Here is a 21,407-nt window from a genome sequence, read left to right as displayed (position 1 = left end):
GCCCCGAATAGTAAGAGAGAATAGATCATCGCAGTGAATTCTGCACGATGATCTATTTTTTTGGTTATTTCTAGATAAAAGTGGAAATAGTGATAGGTGTCAGCAAAAAATGCTTAGTATGCTGTCTATATGTGTTAGGATTTTTCGAACGAATCCACACCCAATATGGAATAAGGATTGCTACAATGAACATAGGACAGGGTATAGGAGGGGAAATATGAAAAAGTATGGTATATGGATCGGGTTTTTCTTGATTCTCGTTTATATGATCAGTCAAAATATGACTGTTGCAATTGGTAAGGAAATAAACAGAGATGAAATATTCGATACCATTCGGAAAGGATATGAAGCACAGTATTCGATTCGGGATAAACATTATACAGTAGAAAAAATGTATAATATGTTAACGCCATATATCACTGATAATTTTCTTCAAGTGTTTACCGATGAAAATCCTAGTCATACTAAGTCTTCTGGACAGCATCTTCTTTCGAAAGTTCCACCCTTTACATTTACAGCGAGTACATCCATTTCATATGATAGAGATCATCAACTATTATATATATATGAACGTATTGCAGAGCCAACTCCCTTGTATAAAATTGTGGTAATGCAAAAAGAGAAAGGGAAATGGAAAATGGCTGCTTACAACGAAAATGAGACACTACCTATAGATATACAGAATTTAGAAAAAGAGTAGGAGGATAAGATCGCTGCACATCTTCGTAGCGATCTTATTTTACATTGGATGATTTTACTCTGTAATCGTAAGGAGCTGTTTGATTCGATCGATTTCAAGCCCTATTACTGTTACTCCATCGATTACAACCGTAGGAGTTGAAAGGGAATGATAATGATTCAAGAGCCGGTTCTTGGCTTCATCATCTGTTGCTATATTATATTCTGTATAGGAAATAGAATAATGCTTAAAGAACATTTTCAAAATTTCACATGGGGGACAGTCCGGTTGTGAATATAGTTGTACTTCTTTCATGGTTATTCTCCTAGTTTCTATTGTTATATACTTGCAAGATATTATAATATAGTAGTATAAAGTAAGCAATGGGGACTGTAATAGTATGCAGATACTCATTTTGTAACTTTTTTCGACAAATTTATTGAGTTTCTTCGCCGTTAACGTTATCCTAAAGACTGAAACAATTTTTTAGTTCCAAGCGGATAGAATGTCGGCTGTTGCAGAAGCTATTCGTAGGAATATTAGAGAAAGGGGAGATTTCATGTCTCTGCTCCAAGGAATATTATCTCGTCTCGTAAGCTTGAAAGAACAAGGTGAAAACGGTGAAGTTGCACAACGTTATTTTGAAGTAAACGGCGAACGCAAATGCAGTGTTAAATATTTTGACAAAAATGATACGTATGAATTAGAAGTGTACGAACCAGGTGAAAAGCCTCAAATATATCAGTTTGACAACATGGATATGGTGGCTATTGAAATTTACGATATGATTTCCTAGTCATACGTAGAAAGGTAGCATCTTATAAAGATGCTACCTTTTTGTTTTATGTAATAATGTTAAATTTTGTATAATATGTTTATAAATAGATATAAATAAATGTATGTAAGAAATTATGAAGGCGTTATTACTTATGAACTAACAGCTAGACGCTTACGAAAGGAAATCTTACCTTACTCTAGAAAATTAGAAAATAAAGATTGTTAACATAGAATATATGTTTTTTCCATACAATGAAAGGAAGTCAGTCTGCGGAAGGGACGTGACGAAATGGGAAAACATCGTTTTTATAATTTATCAGAGCGAAATATGGATTTTGAAACGGTATACGAACGAATTTGTGAATTTATTCAGGCCGATCCAGCTAATGCATATCGTCTTTCTATTGGAACGGATTCACAAGCTCATCAATTTGAAACGCGGTTTATAACAGCTATACATCTTCATCGTGTAGGAAAGGGAGCATGGGGATGTTTACAAACAAAACTATTACATAGAAAAGTTGGACTACGCGAGAAAATTTATCTTGAAACATTTTATAGTCAAGAAACAGCATATTTATTTACATCTAGTCATTTAGGAAAACTCTTTGAAATGATTTACCCGTATCGAAGGGATGGAGCAGGCTTATCAATGGAAATTCATCTTGATATTGGTCATGATGGTTTGACGCGAGAGTATATTACGGATATGACATCTCGTGTGACATCCATGGGACTCACTGCAAAAATAAAACCAGATTCCTATGCAGCCTTTAGTTATGCGAATCGTTACACAAAATAAAAAATTATAAATTTTCATTCTATTAAATCGGAATAATTTTCTATATAATTAAAGAGAGAAATATAAAAGTAGGGGAGAGCATGGCTATAATGAAAAATAATTATGTATATTTAACCGATGAGGAACAAACTTTATTGCTTCATGTGTTATTTCAACAAAACTATGCTTCTGAGCTTCTTGCATGTGAATTAGCAGATATAGAAAGTGGTCTAAAAACTACAGATACGATACATTATAAGAAAGTAACGACATTGTTTGAGCGACTAAAAGATGCTGAATGATGACTACCGTGTACGGTAGTCATTTTTTTCAAGGATGTGATACAATAGCGAATGTATAGTTTTTAAATAGATTCTTTTTGAAAACGCTATCATTTCATAATTGAATACTTTTGTTCGGGAGAGGGGAGAGAATAGCAATTGATTAGTCTACCGACAGAGGAATTTAAACAAATATTTGTGAAAGACTTGCTTATATCATCCGAAAAAGTCGCACATGTACAAGTAGCAAATAGTTTAGAACACGCTTTACTTGTACTTGTGAAATCTGGTTATTCAGCTATACCTGTTTTAGATATAACTTATAAGTTACATGGGCTAATTAGCACATCGATGATTTTAGATCGGATTTTAGGCTTAGAACGGATTGAATTTGAAAAATTAGAGAATATGAAGGTAGAAGGAGTTATGAATACAGAAATTCCTAGATTGCATGTAGATGAAACCTTTGCACAAGCATTAGAAGCAGTGATTAATCATCCTTTTGTTTGTGTAGAAAGTAATGAAGGGATTTTTGAAGGCATTGTAACACGACGAGCAATATTGAAGCTTTTAAACAAAAAAGTTCGTAGATATAATAAATAAGGAAAGAATAGGGAATATCAGCATTTTAGAAAGATATTTACCTATTATTCGGTATGAACAGTTTTAGGAGGAATCGCTTTGCAACTTGATGATTTTCGAATGATTGTAGTTTTAGCGCAAGAGCTGAATATGAGGAAGGCAGCAGAGCGATTATTTGTGTCTCAGCCAGCTCTAAGTCAGCGCTTGCAATCAATGGAAAAACATTGGGGAATGAGATTCTTCATTCGGTCTCAAAAAGGATTAATGATTACATCAGAAGGCGAAAAAATTACCGCCTATGCACAGGAAATTTTGCAAAAGGAAGAAAATATTAAAAATGAATTAACGTCCTTGCATGCAAAAACCCATGGTACACTTAAAATAGCTGTTGCATCCATAATCGGGCAATATTGGCTGCCTCGCATTTTAAAAATGTTTGTTGAAAAATACCCACTTGTGCAAATATCATTATTCACTGGTTGGAGTAGTGATGTTCAAAGACATTTTTATGATGGTGATGTTCATGTCGCAATTTTGCGTGGTTCACAAGATTATTTAGGGAAAAAATGGCATGTATTAACTGACGAGATGTATTTAGTGGATACGGAAATTTCAGATGAAAATATGTTAAAAGATACGAGTAAACCGTTTATACAGTTTAAGAGCGATTCCACTTATTATTCTCAAATACAAAGCTGGTGGTATGCTAAATTTTCGAATCCACCGAAACGAACGATTATTGTCGATCAAATTGAAACGTGTAAACAGCTGGTTCTTCATGGGATTGGTTATGCAATTCTACCTCAAACTGTACTAAAGGGAATTGATGAAGATATTTATAAACTCCCTTTATCAGTAGATGGAAAAAGACTTACAAGAGAAACATGGCTTCTTGTAAAGGATGCAGCTCTAGAATTAAAGCAGGTAGAAGCGTTTATGGAGCTTGTAAAACAGTTTTCTGTAACGAATGGTTGATTAATTTTTTTTACAAAAAACAGGTGTACGTTCTTGCTGATTAATCTTTACTTTGATAGAGTATCAGTATCAGCTAATAGGAGGAGACATAGAAATGAAAATGATGGATGCGAATGAAATTATCTCTTTTATACAAAATAGTAACAAGAAAACACCAGTGAAGGTATACATAAAAGGTCAATTAAAGGAAGTTTCATTTCCTAAGAATGTACAAGCTTTCGTTTCGAAAAAAATGGGAGTATTGTTTGGAGAATGGTCTGACATAAAAGCTGTAATTGATGAAAATAGCAAGTTTATTACAGATTATGTGGTAGAAAATGATCGTCGTAATTCTGCTATTCCTTTATTGGATACAAAAGGGGTAAAAGCGCGGATTGAACCAGGTGCAATTATTCGTGATCAAGTTGATATTGGCGACAATGCCGTTATTATGATGGGGGCAGTAATTAATATTGGAGCAGTCATTGGAGAAGGAACGATGATTGACATGAATGCTGTTCTTGGCGGTCGCGCAACAGTCGGAAAAAATTCTCATATTGGTGCTGGGGCAGTCCTTGCAGGGGTAATTGAGCCACCTTCTGCAAAACCAGTAATAGTTGGGGATGGTGTTCTCGTCGGTGCAAACGCAGTTGTATTAGAAGGTGTAACAGTAGGAGATGGAGCAGTTGTTGCTGCAGGTGCAATTGTTACTGAAGATGTGCCGCCGTACACTGTAGTAGCGGGCGTTCCAGCTCGAGTTATTAAGCAAATTGATGAAAAAACAAAATCAAAAATTGAAATTAAACAAGAGCTTCGCCAGCTAAATCCGGATCAACAATAAGAGAATCGTCTTTCATTCTTAGGAAGATTTAATAGAATGAAATGATTGATAATATAGTAAGAAATAGACCGTCCACCGTATCTTATCTATTTTTATGATCAGTGACGGTCTATTTCGTATTTCTTTTAAGCTTTCAGAGTAATACGCCAAGGAAAAAAGGATAAAAAAAGGACGGCGAATAGGATGGGACAAGATTTTATTACGATTCGAAGAGATCTACATCAAATACCTGAGCTTGGATTTCAAGAATATAAAACGCAGCAGTATTTACTTCGCTTTATAGAGGCATTGCCGAAAGAACGGATTGATGTGAAACTGTGGAAAACAGGAATTCTTGTAAAAGTACATGGTCGTAATCCTGAAAAAATAATCGGTTACCGTACGGACATTGATGGGCTTCCCATTACGGAAGAAACAGGCTATTCATTTCGGTCTACTCATGAGGGATATATGCACGCATGTGGACATGATTTTCATATGAGTATTGCTCTTGGTATACTTTCAGAGATTGTACAGAAGCCAATTGATGATGACGTTTTATTTGCCTTTCAACCAGCCGAAGAGGGACCAGGCGGAGCGAAGCCAATGATAGCAAGTGAACCGTTTCAAGCATGGAAACCGGATATGATGGTAGCTCTTCATATTGCACCTGAATATCCAGTCGGTACGATTGCAACGCGAGTGGGACTTCTATTTGCCAATACTTCCGAATTATATATTGATTTAATAGGAAAAGGTGGCCATGCTGCCTATCCGCATCAAGCAAATGATATGGTTGTAGCTGCAAGTCATCTCGTAACACAACTGCAATCAATCGTCAGCAGAAACGTGGATCCGCTTGATCCAGTGGTTGTAACGATTGGGAAAATAACTGCCGGCATGGTCCAAAATAGTATTGCAGAAACGGCTCGATTAGAAGGTACGATGCGAACGTTATCGGCTGCATCTATGACACAAATAAAGAAAAGATTAGAAGCTATTGTACATGGAATCGAAACTTCGTTCGAATGTCATGCTGATATTGATTATGGAGCCAATTATTATCAAGTAAATAATAATAAAGAGCTTACAGAAGAGTTTATGAAATTTGCAAATCAAGTTGACGATACAACAATCATAGATTGCAGTGCCTCTATGACAGGAGAAGATTTTGGATACATGCTGCAAGAAATACCAGGATTTATGTTCTGGCTAGGGGTACAATCACCTTATGGCCTCCATCATGCAAAGCTTGAACCGAATGAGGAGGCAATACCTAGGGCAATATCATTCATATCACAATATTTACGTTTTAAGGGGAACAGATAGCCATTTGCTATCTGTTTTTTAAATTCGAAAAAACTTTCCTACTAGCTGTATACATAATTTGTATAACGCTAGTCGAATACTTTATAATGGTAATGAAAAGAGAAAGCTTATGTTTTTTATAATAATTATTAAATGATATTGACTTTAATATATGCTTTCTTTTATAATAATCTTGTAAATAAAAAAAATGGAGGTTGATACATATGACAGAACGTTTAGTAGCTAAGCAAGCACCACGTTTTGAAATGCAAGCTGTATTGCCTAATAAGGAATTTGGAAAAGTTAGTCTTGAGGAAAACATGAAGGCTGGAAAATGGACTGTCCTTTTCTTCTATCCTATGGATTTTACTTTCGTTTGCCCAACTGAAATTATTGCTATTTCTCAGCGTTATGATGAATTTAGCGATCTTGATGCTGAAGTAATCGGCGTATCTACTGATACAATTCATACTCACCTAGCGTGGATAAACACAGATGTGAAAGAAAACGGCATTGGACAATTAAATTATCCATTAGCTGCTGATCATAATCACTCTGTAGCTCGTGATTATGGTGTTTTAATTGAAGAAGAAGGGGTAGCACTTCGTGGATTATTTATCATCAGTCCAGAAGGTGAATTAGTATACCAAGTTGTTCACCATAATAATATTGGACGTGAAGTTGATGAAGTATTACGTGTTCTTCAAGCTTTGCAAACAGGCGGACTTTGCCCTGCAAACTGGAGACCTGGACAAGCTACTTTAAACGTGTAATAGAAGAGCCTCAAAAAAGGCCTAACGTAATAGTTAGGCCTTTTCTTGTATTAGGGGAACCTCATAGAACAAGTCATTTCCGCTCTTTTTAAATTAAAGGAGGTTTATTCATGAAATTACGTGACGAAATGCCTTCCTTAACTGGTGCGACGGCTGAGCTTAATGGAGAAGTGAAACGTGATGAACTGATTGGGGAGAAGCCCACTTTGGTGCATTTCTGGTCTATTAGCTGTCATTTATGTAAGGAAGCTATGCCTAATGTGAATGAATTTCGTGATCAATATAAAGATAAATTAAATGTTGTATCTGTACACATGCCTCGTTCTGAGAATGATGTAAATGTTGAAGATATAAAGAATGTAGCAGCTGAATATGGCATTACGCAACCGATTTTAGTGGATAATGATTTTAAAATTACAGATGAATTTCAAAATCAATATGTACCAGCCTATTATGTATTTGACAAAAATGGAGTACTTCGTCATTTTCAAGCTGGTGGCAGCGGAATGAAAATGTTAACGAAGCGAGTCAATCGAGTGCTTGATGAAGCAGAACAAGCAGAATAAGGATAGTAACGACTGACTGATTGAAAGAGTAGATGTTACACATCTGCTCTTTTTTGCATAGCTAGAAGGGTTTAAAGATTTCTTGAACTTTTTGATTTGTAAACAAGCTGTAATTTGTTGAAATCTATCGTGCATGGAATGAATTTGTGGTTTCACAAATTTGTCGAAGTTTCGATAGAGAATTGTCAAAGATTTTTTGTGTATAGGATCGGTAGCTGATTACACTATATGTATAGTGAAATTGAAAATTCATGTGAGAAAATAGGTAGGAGGTATATACATGAATTTTGATAGTGTAACAGTAGCGAAAGCTCTGACGGAGCTTTCGTTTTCATTTCATATTATGATTACAACCATTGGAGTAGGCTTTCCAATGTTGATTTCCTTTGCAGAATGGATTGGTATAAAGAAACAGGATCCCCATTATATTCTGTTAGCACGTCGCTCTACGCGAGCTTTTATGATAATCGTATCGGTAGGTGTTGTATCAAGGACTTGTATCGGGTTACAATTATCTTTGCTATGGCCAAGCTTTATGCAGCTAGCAGGGCAGGCGATTGGGTTTCCTTTGTTTATGGATACGCTCGCGTTTTTCCTTGAGATTATTTTTCTAGGTATCTATTTATACAGCTGGGATCGATTTAAAAAACCAAATCGGCATTGGCTGCTCTCGATTCCTATCATTATAGGTTCGACAATGTCAGCCTTCTTTATTACATCGGTAAGTGTATTTCTGGATACACCGCAGGGCTTTCGACTTGTTAACGGAAAAATCGTTGATGTACAGCCGTTTGTTGCAATGTTGAATCCTGCTACACCAGCGAAAACATTTCACGTTATTGTTACCTCATATTTGGCTGTAGCACTTATTCTAGCAGCAATTACAGCAACGAGGATGCTTGGCGGCAGAAAAAACGTATATTATCAAAAAGCGCTAAAGCTTACGATGATAGTAGCTTCGCTCTTTAGTATTGGTTCAGTAGTTACAGGGGATTTGTCGGAAAAGTTGATACATCCCCTTTCCATTCATTATGTACTTGACTTAAAGGTGATTTTTGCGATATATATGGTTCTTATTTCTTTCGCCTATGTATTTATATTGAAGTATAAAAGAGAGTGGGCGGTGAATCGCTATTTGCTTAGAGGAATCATGATTTCGGGTCCGCTAGCATTGGTAACGATTGAAATGAGCTGGTTATTCGCAGCAGCCAGCAGGCAACCTTGGATTATACGAGGTTATATGAAGGTAAGTGAAGCTGCTACCACCGCACCAACTGAGAATATCGACTTGGTATTTGTATGCTTTGCTATCGTTTACACGATATTTGCTGCCATTTCTCTGAAAGTTATGATTAAGATGTTTCATTCCAATCCGGCTGAATTGGAGTTAGAAAAGCCTATTGAAATGAAATAAGATAGGGGGTAGTTCAATGAGTATACCTATGATGGGTATAACGATTTTATGGATGTATTTGTTTGGTTACTTAATTCTTGCGTCAGTTGATTTTGGAGCTGGCTTTTACGCGTATTATGCGAAGTGGAGAAAAAAAGATATAAAACTGGTAAAGTTAACTAATCGATATTTATCTCCCATCTGGGAAGTGACAAATGTATTATTTGTTTTCTTCTTTGTAGGTCTTATAGGGCTGTTTCCGGATACAGCATATTATTATGGTACTTCTCTACTTATACCGGGTAGCGTTGCTTTTATTTTATTAGCAATTCGAGGTTCTTTTTATGCATTTGAAAATTATGGATCTAAACAAAGTCGAATTTACATGTTTTTGTATGGTGCAACAGGCTTATTAATTCCTGCTACCTTATCAATTGCATTAATGATTTCTGAAGGTGGTTTTATAAGCAAGCAGGATCATACCGTTGTATTATTAGCGGACAAACTAGCTACGAGTTCCTATTCATGGAGTACAATCTTGCTTGCAATTGTTTCTGTTCTCTATATAAGCGCATCTTTTCTTACCTATTATGCAGATCGTGCGGGTGATGAAGAATCTGTAAACGTTATGCGTAAGTTTTCCTTATTTTGGGCGATTCCTACTATTTTAGCAAGTATATTTGTTTTTTTATCGATACGAACTCATAATCCAGAGCATTTTCAGCATATGATGCAGCCAGGTATTCTAGGTATGTTTTGTCTATCATTTGCTTGTTTTTTAGGAGCTACTCATTTTTTGTTTCATCGAAATCGCTATGGTCTTGCATTCTTATTTGTTATATTTCAATATCTATTTGCGTTTTTCGGATATGGAGCTGGGCATCTTCCTTATATTTTGTATCCTTATATTACAATATATTCTGGATATACGAATGAAGCTATGGGTATGGCGCTAGTCGTTGCTTTTGGATTTGGTATTCTTTTGCTTATTCCTACTCTTTATTTATTACTTCGTGTTTTTCTTTTTGATGCAAAGTACATAAAGGAAGAGAAATAGTTACTATATTAAAAAAAGGTGATCTGTTCTAAATGGTTTAGAACATGATATTCATCATACTTCCTATATGATAGCTGTTACTGCAAAGATCGATTTCTTTTCTTTATAATTTACATTAACAACATTAAAGAAGGGAAAATAGATTAAACATGCATAACAATATTATGAATGTAAGAAAACAAGTTGCTCCATTTGAAAAATCAACAATAAAGGAAAGTGTATGGCAAATTCTAAATACAATCGTACCGTTTTTTCTACTATGGTACATAGCGTATCAATGTCTATCGATTTCTTACTTCCTAACATTGATGGTAACAGTTATTGAAGCAGGTTTATTTGTACGGATGTTCATCATATTTCATGATTGCTGCCACCACTCCTTCTTTAAAAATAGACTTGCAAATAAAATACTCGGAAATATTACAGGTGTATTGACGCTATTTCCATACGAGCAATGGGCACATGATCACGCTGTTCATCATGCAACAAGTGGTAATTTAGATAAACGAGGAACAGGCGATATATGGACTCTTACAGTAGAGGAATATAGAACAGCTTCATTTTGGCTAAAGGTAAAATATCGAATCTATCGAAATCCTTTCGTTATGTTTGGTTTCGGGCCCATCTTTATTTTTCTACTAAAGAATCGATTTAATCGAACAGACGCTAGTTTTAAGGAGCGTATGAACACGTATTTATGCAATATATTGATTGTTGCGACGGTCGGAATGGTTTGCTGGGCTATCGGATGGAAGGCTTTTCTACTCGTACAAGTACCTATCTTTCTGATTTCAGGTTCTGCTGGCATTTGGCTTTTTTACGTACAACATACCTTTGAGGATTCTTATTTTGAAGAAGATGAGAATTGGGTATATATAAAGGCTGCTGTTGAAGGGAGTTCGTTTTATAAGCTACCGAAATTCTTACAATGGCTTACTGGAAACATTGGATACCATCATGTTCATCATCTAAGTCCAAGAGTACCAAACTATAAGCTGGAAGCAGCCCATAACCGTGCGGTATTATTGCAGCATGTACCAACGATTACTCTTCGCACAAGCTTACGTTCTATCCGTTTTCATCTATGGGATGAGCAAACAAAGAAGTTTGTAGGTTATAAGCATATTAGAATGTTATCTAAGAAAGCGATTTCGCATAACCCGAAGCCAGAACTATAATTAGTAAACTCCCCTTTGGACTTTCGTCTATAAGGGGAGTTTTGTTATCACAATGTGTTACAATATAGGAAAGATTACTTGAGCTAAATGAGGTTAGCATCATGCTAAAAAAATATTGGATTTTATTAAAAAGCACCGGTATTTCCCCGTATATATGGACAGTTCTAACTATTTTACCGTTTTATTTTATCATACAGTCTTCCTCCACGTTTAAAATTGTCTTTGGTATTGTCTTAACTATCTTATTTTTACTTATTTATCGCCTTGCTTTTATAGCAAAAGGTTGGGTAGTATATGTGTGGACTTGTATCCTCATTAGTATATCTGTACTATCAATCAGCTTGTTCAGTTATATTTATTTTGCGTTTTTCTTAGCATTTTTTATTGGAAATATTAAAGATCGTATTCCCTTTTTGACGTTATATTTTATTCATTTAGTTTGTACGGCTGCAGCAATTAATTATGGTATTCTTCTTCATCAAGATCAGTTTGTAAAACAATTGCCGTTTGTGCTTGTCATAATCATTAGTGTGATTCTTCTTCCATTTAGCTTACGCTATCGAAAAGAGCGAGGACAATTGGAAGAAAAGCTTGAAGATGCTAACAAACGTATTGCCGAACTAGTAAAACTGGAGGAAAGACAACGAATTGCTCGTGATCTTCATGATACATTGGGACAAAAATTATCGCTTATTGGACTGAAAAGCGACTTGGCTAGAAAATTAGTATACAAAAATCCTGAACAAGCTAGAGTAGAATTGGAAGATGTGCAACAAACTGCTAGAACGGCATTAAATGAAGTAAGAAAGATCGTTGCTAATATGCGAGGTCTTCGGTTGAAAGATGAAATGATTCGAGTTAATCAAATTCTAAAAGCAGCCCAAATCAAATTGGTTTCTGAGAAGAAAATTCCATCTGTGAATGTTTCACTCTTAATTGAAAATATCCTATGTATGTGTTTAAAAGAGGCTGTAACGAATGTTGTGAAGCATAGTAAGGCAAAAACCTGTTATATTTCCTTTTTGCAAACTTCAAATGAAACAATTATTAAAGTTCGTGATGATGGAATTTCTATAGGTAAGGCTGATTTTTTTAATAAAGGTAGTGGATTGATAGGAATGAGAGAGCGACTAGAATTTGTCAATGGAAGCTTAGATGTTGTTGCGGAGGAAGGAACGATGTTAATTATTAAAGCTCCAAATCTTGTAAGTCTCTCAGATAAGGAGGAATCGAAATGATACGCATTGTCATTGCAGAGGATCAACGTATGCTTTTGGGTGCATTAGGTTCCCTGCTTAATTTGGAAGAGGATATGGAAGTGGTCGGTCAAGCACATAATGGGGAAGAAGCGATAGCTCTTGTACATCAAAATAAGCCAGACGTTTGTATTATGGATATAGAAATGCCTGGTATGAGCGGGCTTGAAGCAGCAGAAGAATTAACAGGAGAAAGTTGCAAAGTAATTATTTTAACTACCTTTGCCCGGTCAGGCTATTTTCAGCGTGCACTCAGGGCTAGTATTAGTGGCTATCTGTTAAAGGACAGTCCAAGTGACGAGTTGGCAAGCTCTATTCGCAGAGTTATGGAGGGGAAAAGAATATATGCACCAGAGTTAATGGATGATGTATATAGTGAAGAAAACCCTCTAACTGAAAGGGAAATGGACGTATTAGAGTTGGTAGCTGACGGAAAAAACACAAAGGAAATTGCTAGTCAGCTTAGTATTACAATCGGAACGGTCCGTAATTATATATCGACTATTATGGATAAATTAGAGGTGACAAATCGTATAGAAGCGATTACTCATTCTAAAGAAAAAGGTTGGTTTAAGAATTGATAAATGTATGAAATTATTCGGACGTAGAATGTAAATTTTTAAAGGCTTCAAAGAGAAGTATTCCTTACAAGGAATGCTTTTTTTGTTGTTTGCTTGATAAATCGATATGTTTGATATAATGCATGAAGAGGATTACAATAAATAATGGTAGAAGCTAACATATGTTATAGGTAAGCTATTACAAATAGGGGGTCCTTGAAGTAGAGTCTTACTGCCCGTTAATACGGATAAAACCTCTGTGTTAGATCTAGATTATATGGGGGATGGATCTTAGATCGGTCTTACATAACAAATAAATGGAAATGGGGGAAATAAGTAATGACAAGTTTAAAAGGAACAAAAACTGCAGAAAATTTAAAGGCTGGTTTTGCTGGAGAATCTCAAGCAAATCGTCGCTATCTTTACTTCGCTGAGAGAGCAGATACAGAAGGTGCTGAAGAAGTAGCAAGCTTATTCCGCAGCATTGCAAATGGAGAAACAAAACATGCTTTTGGTCATTTTGATGCACTACGTAATAACGGTGAAGGGGATCCTGCAACTGGACTTCCAGTAGGAAATGTTAAAGAAATGCTTGCATCTGCTATCGCTGGTGAAACATATGAGTATACAGAAATGTATCCTGGCTTTGCAGCTACTGCTCGTGAAGAAGGATTTGAAGAGATTGGTGAATGGATGGAAGTAATGGCAAAAGCTGAACGCGTGCACGCAAAGCGTTTCCAAAAATTGCTTGATTCTTTAGAAGACTAATAAATACAGACCTGTCCTAAAACTTTGGGACAGGTCCTTACTAATTTGATGGAGGTGGAACACGTATGACGATGCCCATTACCCGAAAAGATATTGTTTCATTAGATACATATCGCAAAAGCCGAGATGAATATGTTACAAAAATGATTGCTTATAAGAAGAACCGCCGGGTCCAATTATCTGATCACATTTCTGTCTTATTTGAAAATAGAAATACGGTATTATTTCAAATTCTTGAGCTTGTAAATAGTGAAGATTTAACGGATCCGGTAGAATTAGATGAATACATTGATATTTACTCTTATATGGTTCCAAGTGAAAATGAATTGTCTGCTACCCTTTTTATTGAATGGGATGATTTAGACAATCTTGGAAAGCTTTTAATTAGTTTGAAAGGGATTGAAAATTATTTACAACTAGTAGTTGGAGATGAAATGATTCAAGCTGTTTTTGAGGAAGAGCATGATGATCGTGAGGCAACTACGAGTGTTCACTATCTTAAGTTTCCTTTAACGCAATCTGCGAAAAAACGATTACAAGATGCTGATGATACGTTACAAGTTAGTCTTAAATTGATTCATCCAAACGTATCAGAAGAAACGGTTTTACCTGTAGCTTGTCTAAAAAGTATCCAAAACGATTTGGCCTAAATAATGGGCACTAATCACTTTAAGTTAAAGATGCATTCATTCGTAAATGAAAAGGAAGGTATTGTTCATACCTTCCTTTCTTCGTATCCGGTACTATTATACTTCCATTATGATTGGTAGTATCATTGGTTTCCGTTTTGTTTTTTCGTATAAGAATGGGGCAAGTGTGTCTGTAATTTCATTTTTGATTTCAGACCATTGCGTTGTTTTTCTTTCCATTACTTTCGTTAAGTGATTTGCAATTAAAGCTTGCGCATCATTAATTAAATCGCTGCTTTCTCTCATGTATACGAATCCACGGGAAATAATATCAGGACCTGCAGCAATCTTAAATGCTTTCATATCAATGCTTACCACAACGATTACAAGACCTTCCTCAGACAGAATACGACGGTCACGAAGTACAATGTTACCGATATCGCCTACACCATTTCCATCAATGTATACAGAACCAGAAGGAACTTTTCCTGAAACAGTAGCTTCATCTTCACGAACTGTCAATACATCTCCGTTATCCAAAATAAAGCAATTTTCTTCAGGAACTCCACATTCAATCGCAAGTCTTGTGTGCATACGTTGCATTCTGTATTCACCATGAATAGGCATGAAGAATTTAGGATTCATAAGTCTTAGCATAAGCTTTTGTTCTTGCTGACCACCATGACCACTTGTATGGATATCTGTTAGTGGTCCATGAATTACATCTGCACCAGCACGGTATAATAAATTAATGGTTCGATTTACGCTGACGGTATTTCCTGGAATTGGTGATGAAGAAAATACAACCGTATCTCCTGGATTAATTTGAATTTGTCGATGTGTACCATTGGCAATTCGAGATAAGGCGGCCATTGGTTCACCTTGGCTACCTGTACAAAGAATGACAACTTGATGTGCAGGTAGTCGATTGATTTGTGTGGAATCAATGATTGTATCCTTTGGACATGTAATATAACCTAGATTTTGCCCAATTTCGAAAGTTGCTTCCATACTTCGTCCAATAACAGCTATTTTTCTATTCGTAGCAACTGCTGCCTCTACAACCTGCTGCAAACGATGTATATTCGAAGCGAAGGTTGCAAATATAATACGTCCGTTCACTTTGCGGAAAATATCAAAAATACTATCTCCAACTCGTCGCTCAGACATGGTGAAGTTTGGAACTTCACTATTTGTACTATCGGATAGTAGGCAAAGTACGCCTTCTTTTCCGATTTCTGCCATTTTAGTTAAGTTTGCTGGTTCTCCAACAGGAGTGAAGTCAAACTTGAAATCACCTGTTTGGACAACTTGTCCTTGCGGTGTTTTTACAACGATACCATACGAATCCGGGATACTATGAGTCGTACGAAAAAATGATACGGAAGTTTTCGCAAACGAAATAATATCATCTTCATTTACTTCATACAGCTTCGCTTTACGAAGCAAACCGTGTTCTTCTAGTTTATTTTTAATGAGTCCGATCGCCAATTTTCCTCCATAGATGGGGACGTTAACTTGACGCAATAAGTAAGGGATTCCACCAATATGGTCTTCGTGACCGTGAGTAATAAATACACCTTTAATCTTATCTTCATTACGTACGAGGTACGTATAATCTGGAATTACATAATCAATGCCCAGAAGCTCATCTTCCGGGAATTTAATGCCGGCATCAATTACAATAATCTCATCCTGATATTGAACCGCGTAGGTATTTTTCCCTATTTCGCCTAGACCTCCAAGCGCAAATATAGCGGTTTGATCATTTTTTAAAAACTTCATATACTAAATATTCTCCAGTAGTTCAAAATTTTCAGCATTCTGCTTTTCATATTCAAGGTGAGCTCCGGCAAGCTCTTGAATAAGTTCAATGTTATAACCTTTTGCTATTAGCTTTGTTCGAACTTCACGTTCCGATTCTGCTTCTATGTAAAGTACCTTTGTCTTTTCACGAACAGGTACTTCTAAAGCAGACTCCTGATAAAATACTTTAAAAATCATGGTAAAACCTCTCCTTGTGTCTTTTTTGCATATCTTTAATCTATTATAAAGGAAAGATATTTCTTTTTCATGTTTTTTCCGATGAAATATAGAAAAATACACCTTGACAGATGAGGATTCTCTATGAATCGGTTTTTGTTGTGATTAGTTTTCCCGAAGAATTCTACTTTCAAACATTATTTTCTACCTGTATCTGAAAATAGCACAATTTTAGAACGGATTTATAAGTGACAGGCGATTTATATATTTATACGGTAGAATATGAGTAGTTGTTTTGAAATACCCTTATACTAGCATAGGAAAGAATGAAAGGAAGAAAAAAATGAAGGATAAAATCGTATTTTTTGATATTGACGGTACTTTGTTAGATGATAACAAACAAATTCCAAATTCAACTAAACAAGCAATTGCCAAGTTGCAGGAAAATGGGGTACATGTCGCAATTGCAACAGGACGAGCACCGTTCATGTTTGAAAATATAAGACAGGAGTTACATATTCATAACTATGTAAGCTTTAACGGACAATATGTTGTTTTTGAAAATGAGGTCATCCATAAACATCAATTACCACCTGCAACCTTGCATCAATTTACGAACTTTGCAAAGAAATCTGGCTACCCAATCGTATTTTTGGATGAAAATGAAATGAAGGCAACGGTAAAGGACCATCATTTTGTGACAGAGTGTTTAGGTTCGCTCCGTTTTGATCATCCACCATTCGAACCTGAATATTACGAAAATCATGACATTTATCAAGCGTTATTGTTTTGCGAAGAAGGAAAAGAGAAATCATTTCTGCATGAATATCCACAATTTCAATTTATTCGATGGCATGATTATTCCATGGACATTCTTCCAAATGGCGGGTCAAAAGCACAAGGCATTCATAAATTCATTGAGAAATTAGGATTTCAGCAAAATCAAGTCTATGCTTTTGGAGATGGGTTAAATGATATTGAAATGATCCAGGCAGTAGGTACAGGTATTGCAATGGGAAATGCTCGTGAAGAAGTAAAAGAAGTAGCTAATTTTGTGACACGTCATGTTAACGAGGATGGAATTTTAGCAGGGTTACAGTGGGCAGGACTATTATGATGTTTCTTGTTTCATGCATGGTAATAAAATAATGAAAGTAAAATGGACCAAAAAACATCTTCTCATCTTTGGAATGATGCAGTATAATTTAAATGAAAACGATTATCATTATTGTTTGGGTGAGGATGTGGAAATAGAATGCTTTTGTCGAATATAGAGATAGGCAATCGAGCTATCATTGATGATTTATCAAATCTTAATAGTACTATCCAGCGCCGACTGGTAGATATGGGTATAAATGAAGGGGTTAGTATTTCCTTAAAGAGAAAGCTTCCATTTGGAGGGCCATTTATTATTGAAGTGTTCGGACAATCCATCAGTCTACGCCGTCTTGAGGCGAGCCGAATTCAAGTTAGTCTGGGGGAAGTATGATGCAGCAAATTGGATTATTTGGAAATCCGAATACAGGAAAAACATCCTTGTTTAATTCTTTAACAGGATCTTACGAGTATGTAGGGAATTGGAGTGGAGTAACAGTAGAAAAAAAGGTAGGAATGCTGCGAAACCAAGAGGGCTATTTAATCGATTTGCCGGGTGTGTATTCTCTTCATCCCCTCTCGAAAGATGAACAAGTTGCAACAAGGTTCCTCCTTACCGAATCTTTCTCTTCTATTTTAAATATCGTAGATGCAGCACAATTGGAACGAAACTTGCATCTTACCATCGAAATCTTAGAATTTGGGAAACCACTTATCATTGGGTTGAATATGATTGATGTAGCAAAGGCAAGAGGACGTCTCATTGACGTAAAGAGGTTATCTGATGTGTTAGGGGTTTCTATTTTTCCTATTATTGCGCGTAAAGGTACTGGCTGCGAACAACTATTACATCAAATACATACAGCAACAAATAATAAGCGATTTTTTATATCATATGGCACTACTATTGAAAAGGCTATTCATGAAATCGTTTGTTTGCTACCTGAACAATTGTCAGGTGCAAAACGTTGGTATGCACTTCAATGCTTGTTAGGAAACGAAACCGTTTTAGAGCATCTCAAACAATCCATTGATGTTGGGAAGCTACATCATATTATAGATGAGGCTACACAACAAATTTCAAAGGAGAAGCGGCGAACAATTAAACAGTATATTCATCAAGTTCGAGCTTCCTACATTGAAGGAATTTTAGCCCAAGCTATAACAGATGTAAAGCCAGCATCACTTTCCCTTACAGATCGTATTGATCGAATAGCAACGCATAATGTACTTGGTATGCCAATCTTTTTTCTTATTATGTTTTTGCTTTTTAAAGTAACCTTTGATTGGTTAGGTACTCCTATTTCGAATTTATTAGATGACTTTTTTTCTGGTCCTTTATCACAGGCTGCTACTTACTTACTCAATATAGCAGGAGCAAATGAGTTTATCCGTGCTCTTGTTATTAATGGAATAATTGCAGGTGTAGGGGGAGTGCTCGTTTTTGTTCCGCAAATTTTTATTCTCTTCTTTTTTATTTCTTTATTAGAAGACTCTGGATACATGGCACGCGTTGCAACTGTCATGGATCGGCTTATGGAAAAAGTCGGTTTGAATGGAAAAGCATTTATTCCGATGATTATTGGGCTAGGGTGCAACGTACCAGGGGTTATGGCTGCAAGAACAGTCGAGCAACCAAAGGAACGTCTCTTAACGATTTTGCTCACTCCTCTTATGTCTTGTTCGGCTCGCCTTAGTGTATATAGCCTATTTGTTGCAGCATTTTTTCAAAAGCAGCAAGCGCTTATCGTATTGTCATTGTACGTATTAGGTATTGTTTCAGCATTACTCTTAGCAAAATTATTTTCTAAGACATTGCTTCGGAATGAAGTTTCCTATTTTCTAATTGAACTTCCACCATATCGTGTTCCGCAGTGGAAAACCTTGCTTCGGAGCACATGGGATAAAGGAAAGGGATTTGTTCGCAAAGCGGGTACGTTTATTTTTGGAGGTTCCGTTTTTATCTGGCTATTATCCTATGCTGGTCCAGATGGCCTAAATGTTGATATGGATCATAGTTATTTGGCTCATATTGGAGGAATTCTTGCACCGCTTTTTATTCCTCTTGGATTCGGAACTTGGCAAGCAGGTGCCGCATTATTAACGGGTTTTTTAGCGAAAGAGGTTGTCGTTTCTACTATGACAGTCATATATAAAACGCCTAATATTGATCAATTACAAGTCTATATGCAGAGTAACTTCACTCCTCTTAGCGCATACAGTTTTTTAGTGTTTGTATTGCTGTATATTCCCTGCTTAGCCACGGTAGCAGTTATTCAAAAAGAGACTGGATCTACTAAATGGACGGCATTTTCTATTGGATATGCTCTTGTTTTAGCATATGGAATCAGCTTTATTGTGTATACAGCTGGAAAAGCGTTTGGATTTCAATAGAAGGGGAGTGAATGTATGATTAACATTATCTTTGGCGTAATCATATTTGGTTATGCAGGATATAGCTTATATAAATATATGAAGAAAAGTAAACAAGGCAAATGCGCTACCTGCGAATTAAACCAATCATGCAAAAGTAGTTGTCATAAAAACGAACAAAAATAAGAAGCAGATCGTTCTGCTTCTTATTTTTGTTTAAGATTACTGTAACGGTGTTACATCTTCTGGTACTGAAAATGGATCTTTTTTATTTATATGATCGAAAAACATAATGCCATTTAAATGATCAATTTCATGTTGGAATACGATGGCAGGAAGTCCCTTTAATCGTAATTTTATTGCCTCACCTTGGACGGTTATAGCTTTTACAGTAATTCGTTTGTAACGAGGAACGTAGCCGGGCACATCGCGATCGACAGACAAACAGCCTTCTCCGCTAGGTAAGTATGTTTGTTCGATAGAGTGGCTTACAATCTTCGGATTAAATAATGCATAGCTATATAGTTTATCTTGGGCATCTGTAACATGCACAGCAATCATTCGTTTTGATAAACCGATTTGTGGTGCAGCTAAACCAATACCAGGACGTAACTTATATTTCTCCGATATTTCAGGATTTTGACTATTTTTAACGAATTCAATCATACTTTGAAGATTATGTATGTCTTCTTCGCTTGCAGGAAGTTCAATCTCTTGGGCGACTTTTCGTAGTATAGGATCTCCTTCACGAATAATGTTTTCCATTGTTAGCATGGAATTCACTCCTTTCATTCATTAGTCTATCAAAGGTTTTTCAAAAAGTCATGACCAATGAAAAAAAGGAAGGAGATTCCCCTTCCTTTTTCAATAGTTTGTTCGTTTGCATTAGCAAATAAAAGCTGTCCCAACGATGATTAAGAGGATAAACAGAACTACGATTATAGCAAATCCGTGTCCGCAGCCGCAACCACCACCATAGCCATAGGCGGGAGCAGCGTACGTTGGAGCAGAATAGGTTGGGTAGCAATACGTATATCCATGCATGAAAATGACCTCCTTTATCATTTCCGCGATTTTGCGGTTACTATAAAATATGAAACTGCTGAAAAAATGTGTAGATATATGCCTATATATCATGGAAATAGAAAAAACGCTTTCATAAAATATATAGATAAACTAAAATTATAAATAAGAACTATTTATACATTAAAAAAAGATAAAATGGAGCAAAATAAGGGATGATTGTAAAATTAAAGAAAAAATTTCTGTGATGTATTTTTTTAGGTAATCGCTTTCGTAATTATAACAGAATGTAAAAATTAATTGATACAGGATGTCGCTATAAGAGAATGGAAGTGTTTGGCTTTGAAATTTTGTTATAAAATTGAAAGCAAAGTAATTGACACAGTTCTGCCATTGGTTGTAAACTTAAACAAGTAATTAACGTTGTATTAATTATTTATTAATTTTCGGTAATACAGATTGAAAGACATGATGACAAATATATACCGACATAGCTCGGTACACATTCTTATACGTTTTTTTAACCCATCGTATAATTGAAAGCGTTTAAGAAAATGTTCATAAAAGAGGA

26 protein-coding genes are annotated in these 21,407 nt (G+C 35.9%); 21 read left to right on the top strand and 5 right to left on the bottom strand.

Going from position 1 to position 21,407, the window contains the following annotated elements; all coding sequences use genetic code 11:
- Window positions 1–217: 217 nt before the first annotated feature.
- Window positions 218–700 (top strand): DUF3993 domain-containing protein, encoded by a 483-nt coding sequence (locus ACM5BR_RS07465; protein ID WP_416827030.1) that lies wholly within the window; start codon window positions 218–220, stop codon window positions 698–700.
- Between the two features lie 54 nt (window positions 701–754).
- Here the strand turns inward: ACM5BR_RS07465 and ACM5BR_RS07460 are convergent, their stop codons facing one another.
- Window positions 755–994, bottom strand: a complete 240-nt coding sequence (locus ACM5BR_RS07460; protein WP_416827029.1) for a glutaredoxin domain-containing protein — start codon at window positions 992–994, stop codon at window positions 755–757.
- Window positions 995–1,238: 244 nt separating this feature from the next.
- Between ACM5BR_RS07460 and ACM5BR_RS07455 the strand changes: the two genes are divergently transcribed.
- From ACM5BR_RS07455 to ACM5BR_RS07380, 16 genes are all read left to right on the top strand, one after another.
- Complete coding sequence (locus ACM5BR_RS07455) at window positions 1,239–1,475, top strand: YkuJ family protein (RefSeq protein WP_416827028.1); 237 nt, start codon at window positions 1,239–1,241, stop codon at window positions 1,473–1,475.
- Between the two features lie 270 nt (window positions 1,476–1,745).
- Window positions 1,746–2,258 (top strand): ribonuclease H-like YkuK family protein, encoded by a 513-nt coding sequence (locus ACM5BR_RS07450; RefSeq protein ID WP_416827027.1) that lies wholly within the window; start codon window positions 1,746–1,748, stop codon window positions 2,256–2,258.
- Window positions 2,259–2,347: 89 nt separating this feature from the next.
- Complete coding sequence (gene abbA, locus ACM5BR_RS07445; protein WP_416827865.1) at window positions 2,348–2,539, top strand: antirepressor AbbA; 192 nt, start codon at window positions 2,348–2,350, stop codon at window positions 2,537–2,539.
- Window positions 2,540–2,677: 138 nt separating this feature from the next.
- Window positions 2,678–3,121 carry a cyclic-di-AMP-binding protein CbpB gene (gene cbpB / locus ACM5BR_RS07440; RefSeq protein WP_416827026.1) on the top strand — a complete coding sequence of 148 codons (444 nt, stop codon included), beginning with the start codon at window positions 2,678–2,680 and terminating at the stop codon, window positions 3,119–3,121.
- Between the two features lie 78 nt (window positions 3,122–3,199).
- Window positions 3,200–4,075, top strand: coding sequence for a LysR family transcriptional regulator (locus ACM5BR_RS07435; protein WP_416827024.1), 876 nt, complete (start codon window positions 3,200–3,202; stop codon window positions 4,073–4,075).
- A gap of 94 nt (window positions 4,076–4,169) precedes the next feature.
- On the top strand, window positions 4,170–4,895 hold the full coding sequence (dapD, locus tag ACM5BR_RS07430; protein ID WP_416827023.1) for a 2,3,4,5-tetrahydropyridine-2,6-dicarboxylate N-acetyltransferase: 726 nt from the start codon (window positions 4,170–4,172) through the stop codon (window positions 4,893–4,895).
- 183 nt (window positions 4,896–5,078) lie between these two features.
- On the top strand, window positions 5,079–6,203 hold the full coding sequence (locus ACM5BR_RS07425; RefSeq protein WP_416827022.1) for an N-acetyldiaminopimelate deacetylase: 1,125 nt from the start codon (window positions 5,079–5,081) through the stop codon (window positions 6,201–6,203).
- Between the two features lie 203 nt (window positions 6,204–6,406).
- On the top strand, window positions 6,407–6,955 hold the full coding sequence (locus tag ACM5BR_RS07420) for a peroxiredoxin (RefSeq protein ID WP_416827021.1): 549 nt from the start codon (window positions 6,407–6,409) through the stop codon (window positions 6,953–6,955).
- Between the two features lie 110 nt (window positions 6,956–7,065).
- On the top strand, window positions 7,066–7,521 hold the full coding sequence (locus tag ACM5BR_RS07415) for a TlpA disulfide reductase family protein (RefSeq protein ID WP_416827020.1): 456 nt from the start codon (window positions 7,066–7,068) through the stop codon (window positions 7,519–7,521).
- A 280-nt stretch (window positions 7,522–7,801) separates the two neighbouring features.
- The gene (locus ACM5BR_RS07410) at window positions 7,802–8,935 is read left to right on the top strand and encodes a cytochrome ubiquinol oxidase subunit I (RefSeq protein ID WP_416827019.1); all 1,134 of its coding nucleotides are present in this window, start codon (window positions 7,802–7,804) and stop codon (window positions 8,933–8,935) included.
- A 16-nt stretch (window positions 8,936–8,951) separates the two neighbouring features.
- Window positions 8,952–9,971, top strand: a complete 1,020-nt coding sequence (locus ACM5BR_RS07405; RefSeq protein ID WP_416827018.1) for a cytochrome d ubiquinol oxidase subunit II — start codon at window positions 8,952–8,954, stop codon at window positions 9,969–9,971.
- A gap of 149 nt (window positions 9,972–10,120) precedes the next feature.
- A complete protein-coding gene (gene desA, locus ACM5BR_RS07400; RefSeq protein WP_416827016.1) occupies window positions 10,121–11,149 on the top strand; it encodes a Delta(5) desaturase DesA in 1,029 nt (342 codons plus the stop codon).
- Window positions 11,150–11,250: 101 nt separating this feature from the next.
- Complete coding sequence (locus ACM5BR_RS07395) at window positions 11,251–12,387, top strand: sensor histidine kinase (RefSeq protein ID WP_416827014.1); 1,137 nt, start codon at window positions 11,251–11,253, stop codon at window positions 12,385–12,387.
- On the top strand, window positions 12,384–12,986 hold the full coding sequence (locus tag ACM5BR_RS07390; protein WP_416827013.1) for a response regulator: 603 nt from the start codon (window positions 12,384–12,386) through the stop codon (window positions 12,984–12,986). Before ACM5BR_RS07395 ends, ACM5BR_RS07390 begins: the two co-directional genes overlap by 4 nt.
- A 318-nt stretch (window positions 12,987–13,304) precedes the next feature.
- A complete protein-coding gene (locus tag ACM5BR_RS07385) occupies window positions 13,305–13,733 on the top strand; it encodes a rubrerythrin family protein (RefSeq protein ID WP_416827012.1) in 429 nt (142 codons plus the stop codon).
- A 65-nt stretch (window positions 13,734–13,798) separates the two neighbouring features.
- Window positions 13,799–14,383, top strand: coding sequence for a DUF3501 family protein (locus tag ACM5BR_RS07380; RefSeq protein ID WP_416827011.1), 585 nt, complete (start codon window positions 13,799–13,801; stop codon window positions 14,381–14,383).
- A 96-nt stretch (window positions 14,384–14,479) separates the two neighbouring features.
- On the opposite strand, the gene rnjA is transcribed toward ACM5BR_RS07380, so the two are convergent.
- Window positions 14,480–16,147, bottom strand: coding sequence for a ribonuclease J1 (gene rnjA / locus ACM5BR_RS07375; protein WP_416827010.1), 1,668 nt, complete (start codon window positions 16,145–16,147; stop codon window positions 14,480–14,482).
- A 3-nt stretch (window positions 16,148–16,150) separates the two neighbouring features.
- The gene (locus tag ACM5BR_RS07370; protein WP_416827009.1) at window positions 16,151–16,366 is read right to left on the bottom strand and encodes a DNA-dependent RNA polymerase subunit epsilon; all 216 of its coding nucleotides are present in this window, start codon (window positions 16,364–16,366) and stop codon (window positions 16,151–16,153) included.
- Between the two features lie 322 nt (window positions 16,367–16,688).
- Between ACM5BR_RS07370 and ACM5BR_RS07365 the strand changes: the two genes are divergently transcribed.
- The 4 genes from ACM5BR_RS07365 to ACM5BR_RS07350 all read left to right on the top strand — a co-directional run bounded on the left by ACM5BR_RS07365 (window position 16,689) and on the right by ACM5BR_RS07350 (window position 19,999).
- Complete coding sequence (locus ACM5BR_RS07365; RefSeq protein ID WP_416827008.1) at window positions 16,689–17,462, top strand: Cof-type HAD-IIB family hydrolase; 774 nt, start codon at window positions 16,689–16,691, stop codon at window positions 17,460–17,462.
- A gap of 138 nt (window positions 17,463–17,600) precedes the next feature.
- Entirely contained in the window at window positions 17,601–17,834 is a 234-nt protein-coding gene (locus ACM5BR_RS07360; protein WP_416827007.1) for a FeoA family protein, read from the top strand.
- Window positions 17,834–19,834 (top strand): ferrous iron transport protein B, encoded by a 2,001-nt coding sequence (feoB, locus tag ACM5BR_RS07355; RefSeq protein ID WP_416827006.1) that lies wholly within the window; start codon window positions 17,834–17,836, stop codon window positions 19,832–19,834. The genes ACM5BR_RS07360 and feoB overlap by 1 nt, the downstream gene beginning before the upstream one ends.
- 15 nt (window positions 19,835–19,849) lie before the next feature.
- Window positions 19,850–19,999 carry a FeoB-associated Cys-rich membrane protein gene (locus ACM5BR_RS07350; RefSeq protein WP_416827005.1) on the top strand — a complete coding sequence of 50 codons (150 nt, stop codon included), beginning with the start codon at window positions 19,850–19,852 and terminating at the stop codon, window positions 19,997–19,999.
- Between the two features lie 36 nt (window positions 20,000–20,035).
- On the opposite strand, the gene def is transcribed toward ACM5BR_RS07350, so the two are convergent.
- Entirely contained in the window at window positions 20,036–20,587 is a 552-nt protein-coding gene (gene def / locus ACM5BR_RS07345; protein ID WP_416827004.1) for a peptide deformylase, read from the bottom strand.
- A gap of 111 nt (window positions 20,588–20,698) precedes the next feature.
- A complete protein-coding gene (locus ACM5BR_RS07340) occupies window positions 20,699–20,857 on the bottom strand; it encodes a YjcZ family sporulation protein (protein WP_416827003.1) in 159 nt (52 codons plus the stop codon).
- Window positions 20,858–21,407 lie beyond the last annotated feature (550 nt).

Origin of the sequence: Ectobacillus polymachus (assembly GCF_048159605.1) — a bacterium.
GTDB classification, from domain to species: domain Bacteria; phylum Bacillota; class Bacilli; order Bacillales; family Bacillaceae_G; genus Ectobacillus; species Ectobacillus polymachus.
This window is presented reverse-complemented; position numbering and strand designations above follow the sequence as displayed.

Bases quoted from the DNA above. Each gene is read 5' to 3' on its own strand.
- ACM5BR_RS07465 (WP_416827030.1), top strand. From the start codon at position 218: ATGAAAAAGTATGGTATATGGATCGGGTTTTTCTTGATTCTCGTTTAT.
- ACM5BR_RS07460 (WP_416827029.1), bottom strand. From the start codon at position 994: ATGAAAGAAGTACAACTATATTCACAACCGGACTGTCCCCCATGTGAA.
- ACM5BR_RS07455 (WP_416827028.1), top strand. From the start codon at position 1,239: ATGTCTCTGCTCCAAGGAATATTATCTCGTCTCGTAAGCTTGAAAGAA.
- ACM5BR_RS07450 (WP_416827027.1), top strand. From the start codon at position 1,746: ATGGGAAAACATCGTTTTTATAATTTATCAGAGCGAAATATGGATTTT.
- abbA (WP_416827865.1), top strand. From the start codon at position 2,348: ATGAAAAATAATTATGTATATTTAACCGATGAGGAACAAACTTTATTG.
- dapD (WP_416827023.1), top strand. From the start codon at position 4,170: ATGAAAATGATGGATGCGAATGAAATTATCTCTTTTATACAAAATAGT.
- ACM5BR_RS07425 (WP_416827022.1), top strand. From the start codon at position 5,079: ATGGGACAAGATTTTATTACGATTCGAAGAGATCTACATCAAATACCT.
- ACM5BR_RS07420 (WP_416827021.1), top strand. From the start codon at position 6,407: ATGACAGAACGTTTAGTAGCTAAGCAAGCACCACGTTTTGAAATGCAA.
- ACM5BR_RS07415 (WP_416827020.1), top strand. From the start codon at position 7,066: ATGAAATTACGTGACGAAATGCCTTCCTTAACTGGTGCGACGGCTGAG.
- ACM5BR_RS07410 (WP_416827019.1), top strand. From the start codon at position 7,802: ATGAATTTTGATAGTGTAACAGTAGCGAAAGCTCTGACGGAGCTTTCG.
- ACM5BR_RS07405 (WP_416827018.1), top strand. From the start codon at position 8,952: ATGAGTATACCTATGATGGGTATAACGATTTTATGGATGTATTTGTTT.
- desA (WP_416827016.1), top strand. From the start codon at position 10,121: ATGCATAACAATATTATGAATGTAAGAAAACAAGTTGCTCCATTTGAA.
- ACM5BR_RS07395 (WP_416827014.1), top strand. From the start codon at position 11,251: ATGCTAAAAAAATATTGGATTTTATTAAAAAGCACCGGTATTTCCCCG.
- ACM5BR_RS07390 (WP_416827013.1), top strand. From the start codon at position 12,384: ATGATACGCATTGTCATTGCAGAGGATCAACGTATGCTTTTGGGTGCA.
- ACM5BR_RS07385 (WP_416827012.1), top strand. From the start codon at position 13,305: ATGACAAGTTTAAAAGGAACAAAAACTGCAGAAAATTTAAAGGCTGGT.
- ACM5BR_RS07380 (WP_416827011.1), top strand. From the start codon at position 13,799: ATGACGATGCCCATTACCCGAAAAGATATTGTTTCATTAGATACATAT.
- rnjA (WP_416827010.1), bottom strand. From the start codon at position 16,147: ATGAAGTTTTTAAAAAATGATCAAACCGCTATATTTGCGCTTGGAGGT.
- ACM5BR_RS07370 (WP_416827009.1), bottom strand. From the start codon at position 16,366: ATGATTTTTAAAGTATTTTATCAGGAGTCTGCTTTAGAAGTACCTGTT.
- ACM5BR_RS07365 (WP_416827008.1), top strand. From the start codon at position 16,689: ATGAAGGATAAAATCGTATTTTTTGATATTGACGGTACTTTGTTAGAT.
- ACM5BR_RS07360 (WP_416827007.1), top strand. From the start codon at position 17,601: ATGCTTTTGTCGAATATAGAGATAGGCAATCGAGCTATCATTGATGAT.
- feoB (WP_416827006.1), top strand. From the start codon at position 17,834: ATGCAGCAAATTGGATTATTTGGAAATCCGAATACAGGAAAAACATCC.
- ACM5BR_RS07350 (WP_416827005.1), top strand. From the start codon at position 19,850: ATGATTAACATTATCTTTGGCGTAATCATATTTGGTTATGCAGGATAT.
- def (WP_416827004.1), bottom strand. From the start codon at position 20,587: ATGCTAACAATGGAAAACATTATTCGTGAAGGAGATCCTATACTACGA.
- ACM5BR_RS07340 (WP_416827003.1), bottom strand. From the start codon at position 20,857: ATGCATGGATATACGTATTGCTACCCAACCTATTCTGCTCCAACGTAC.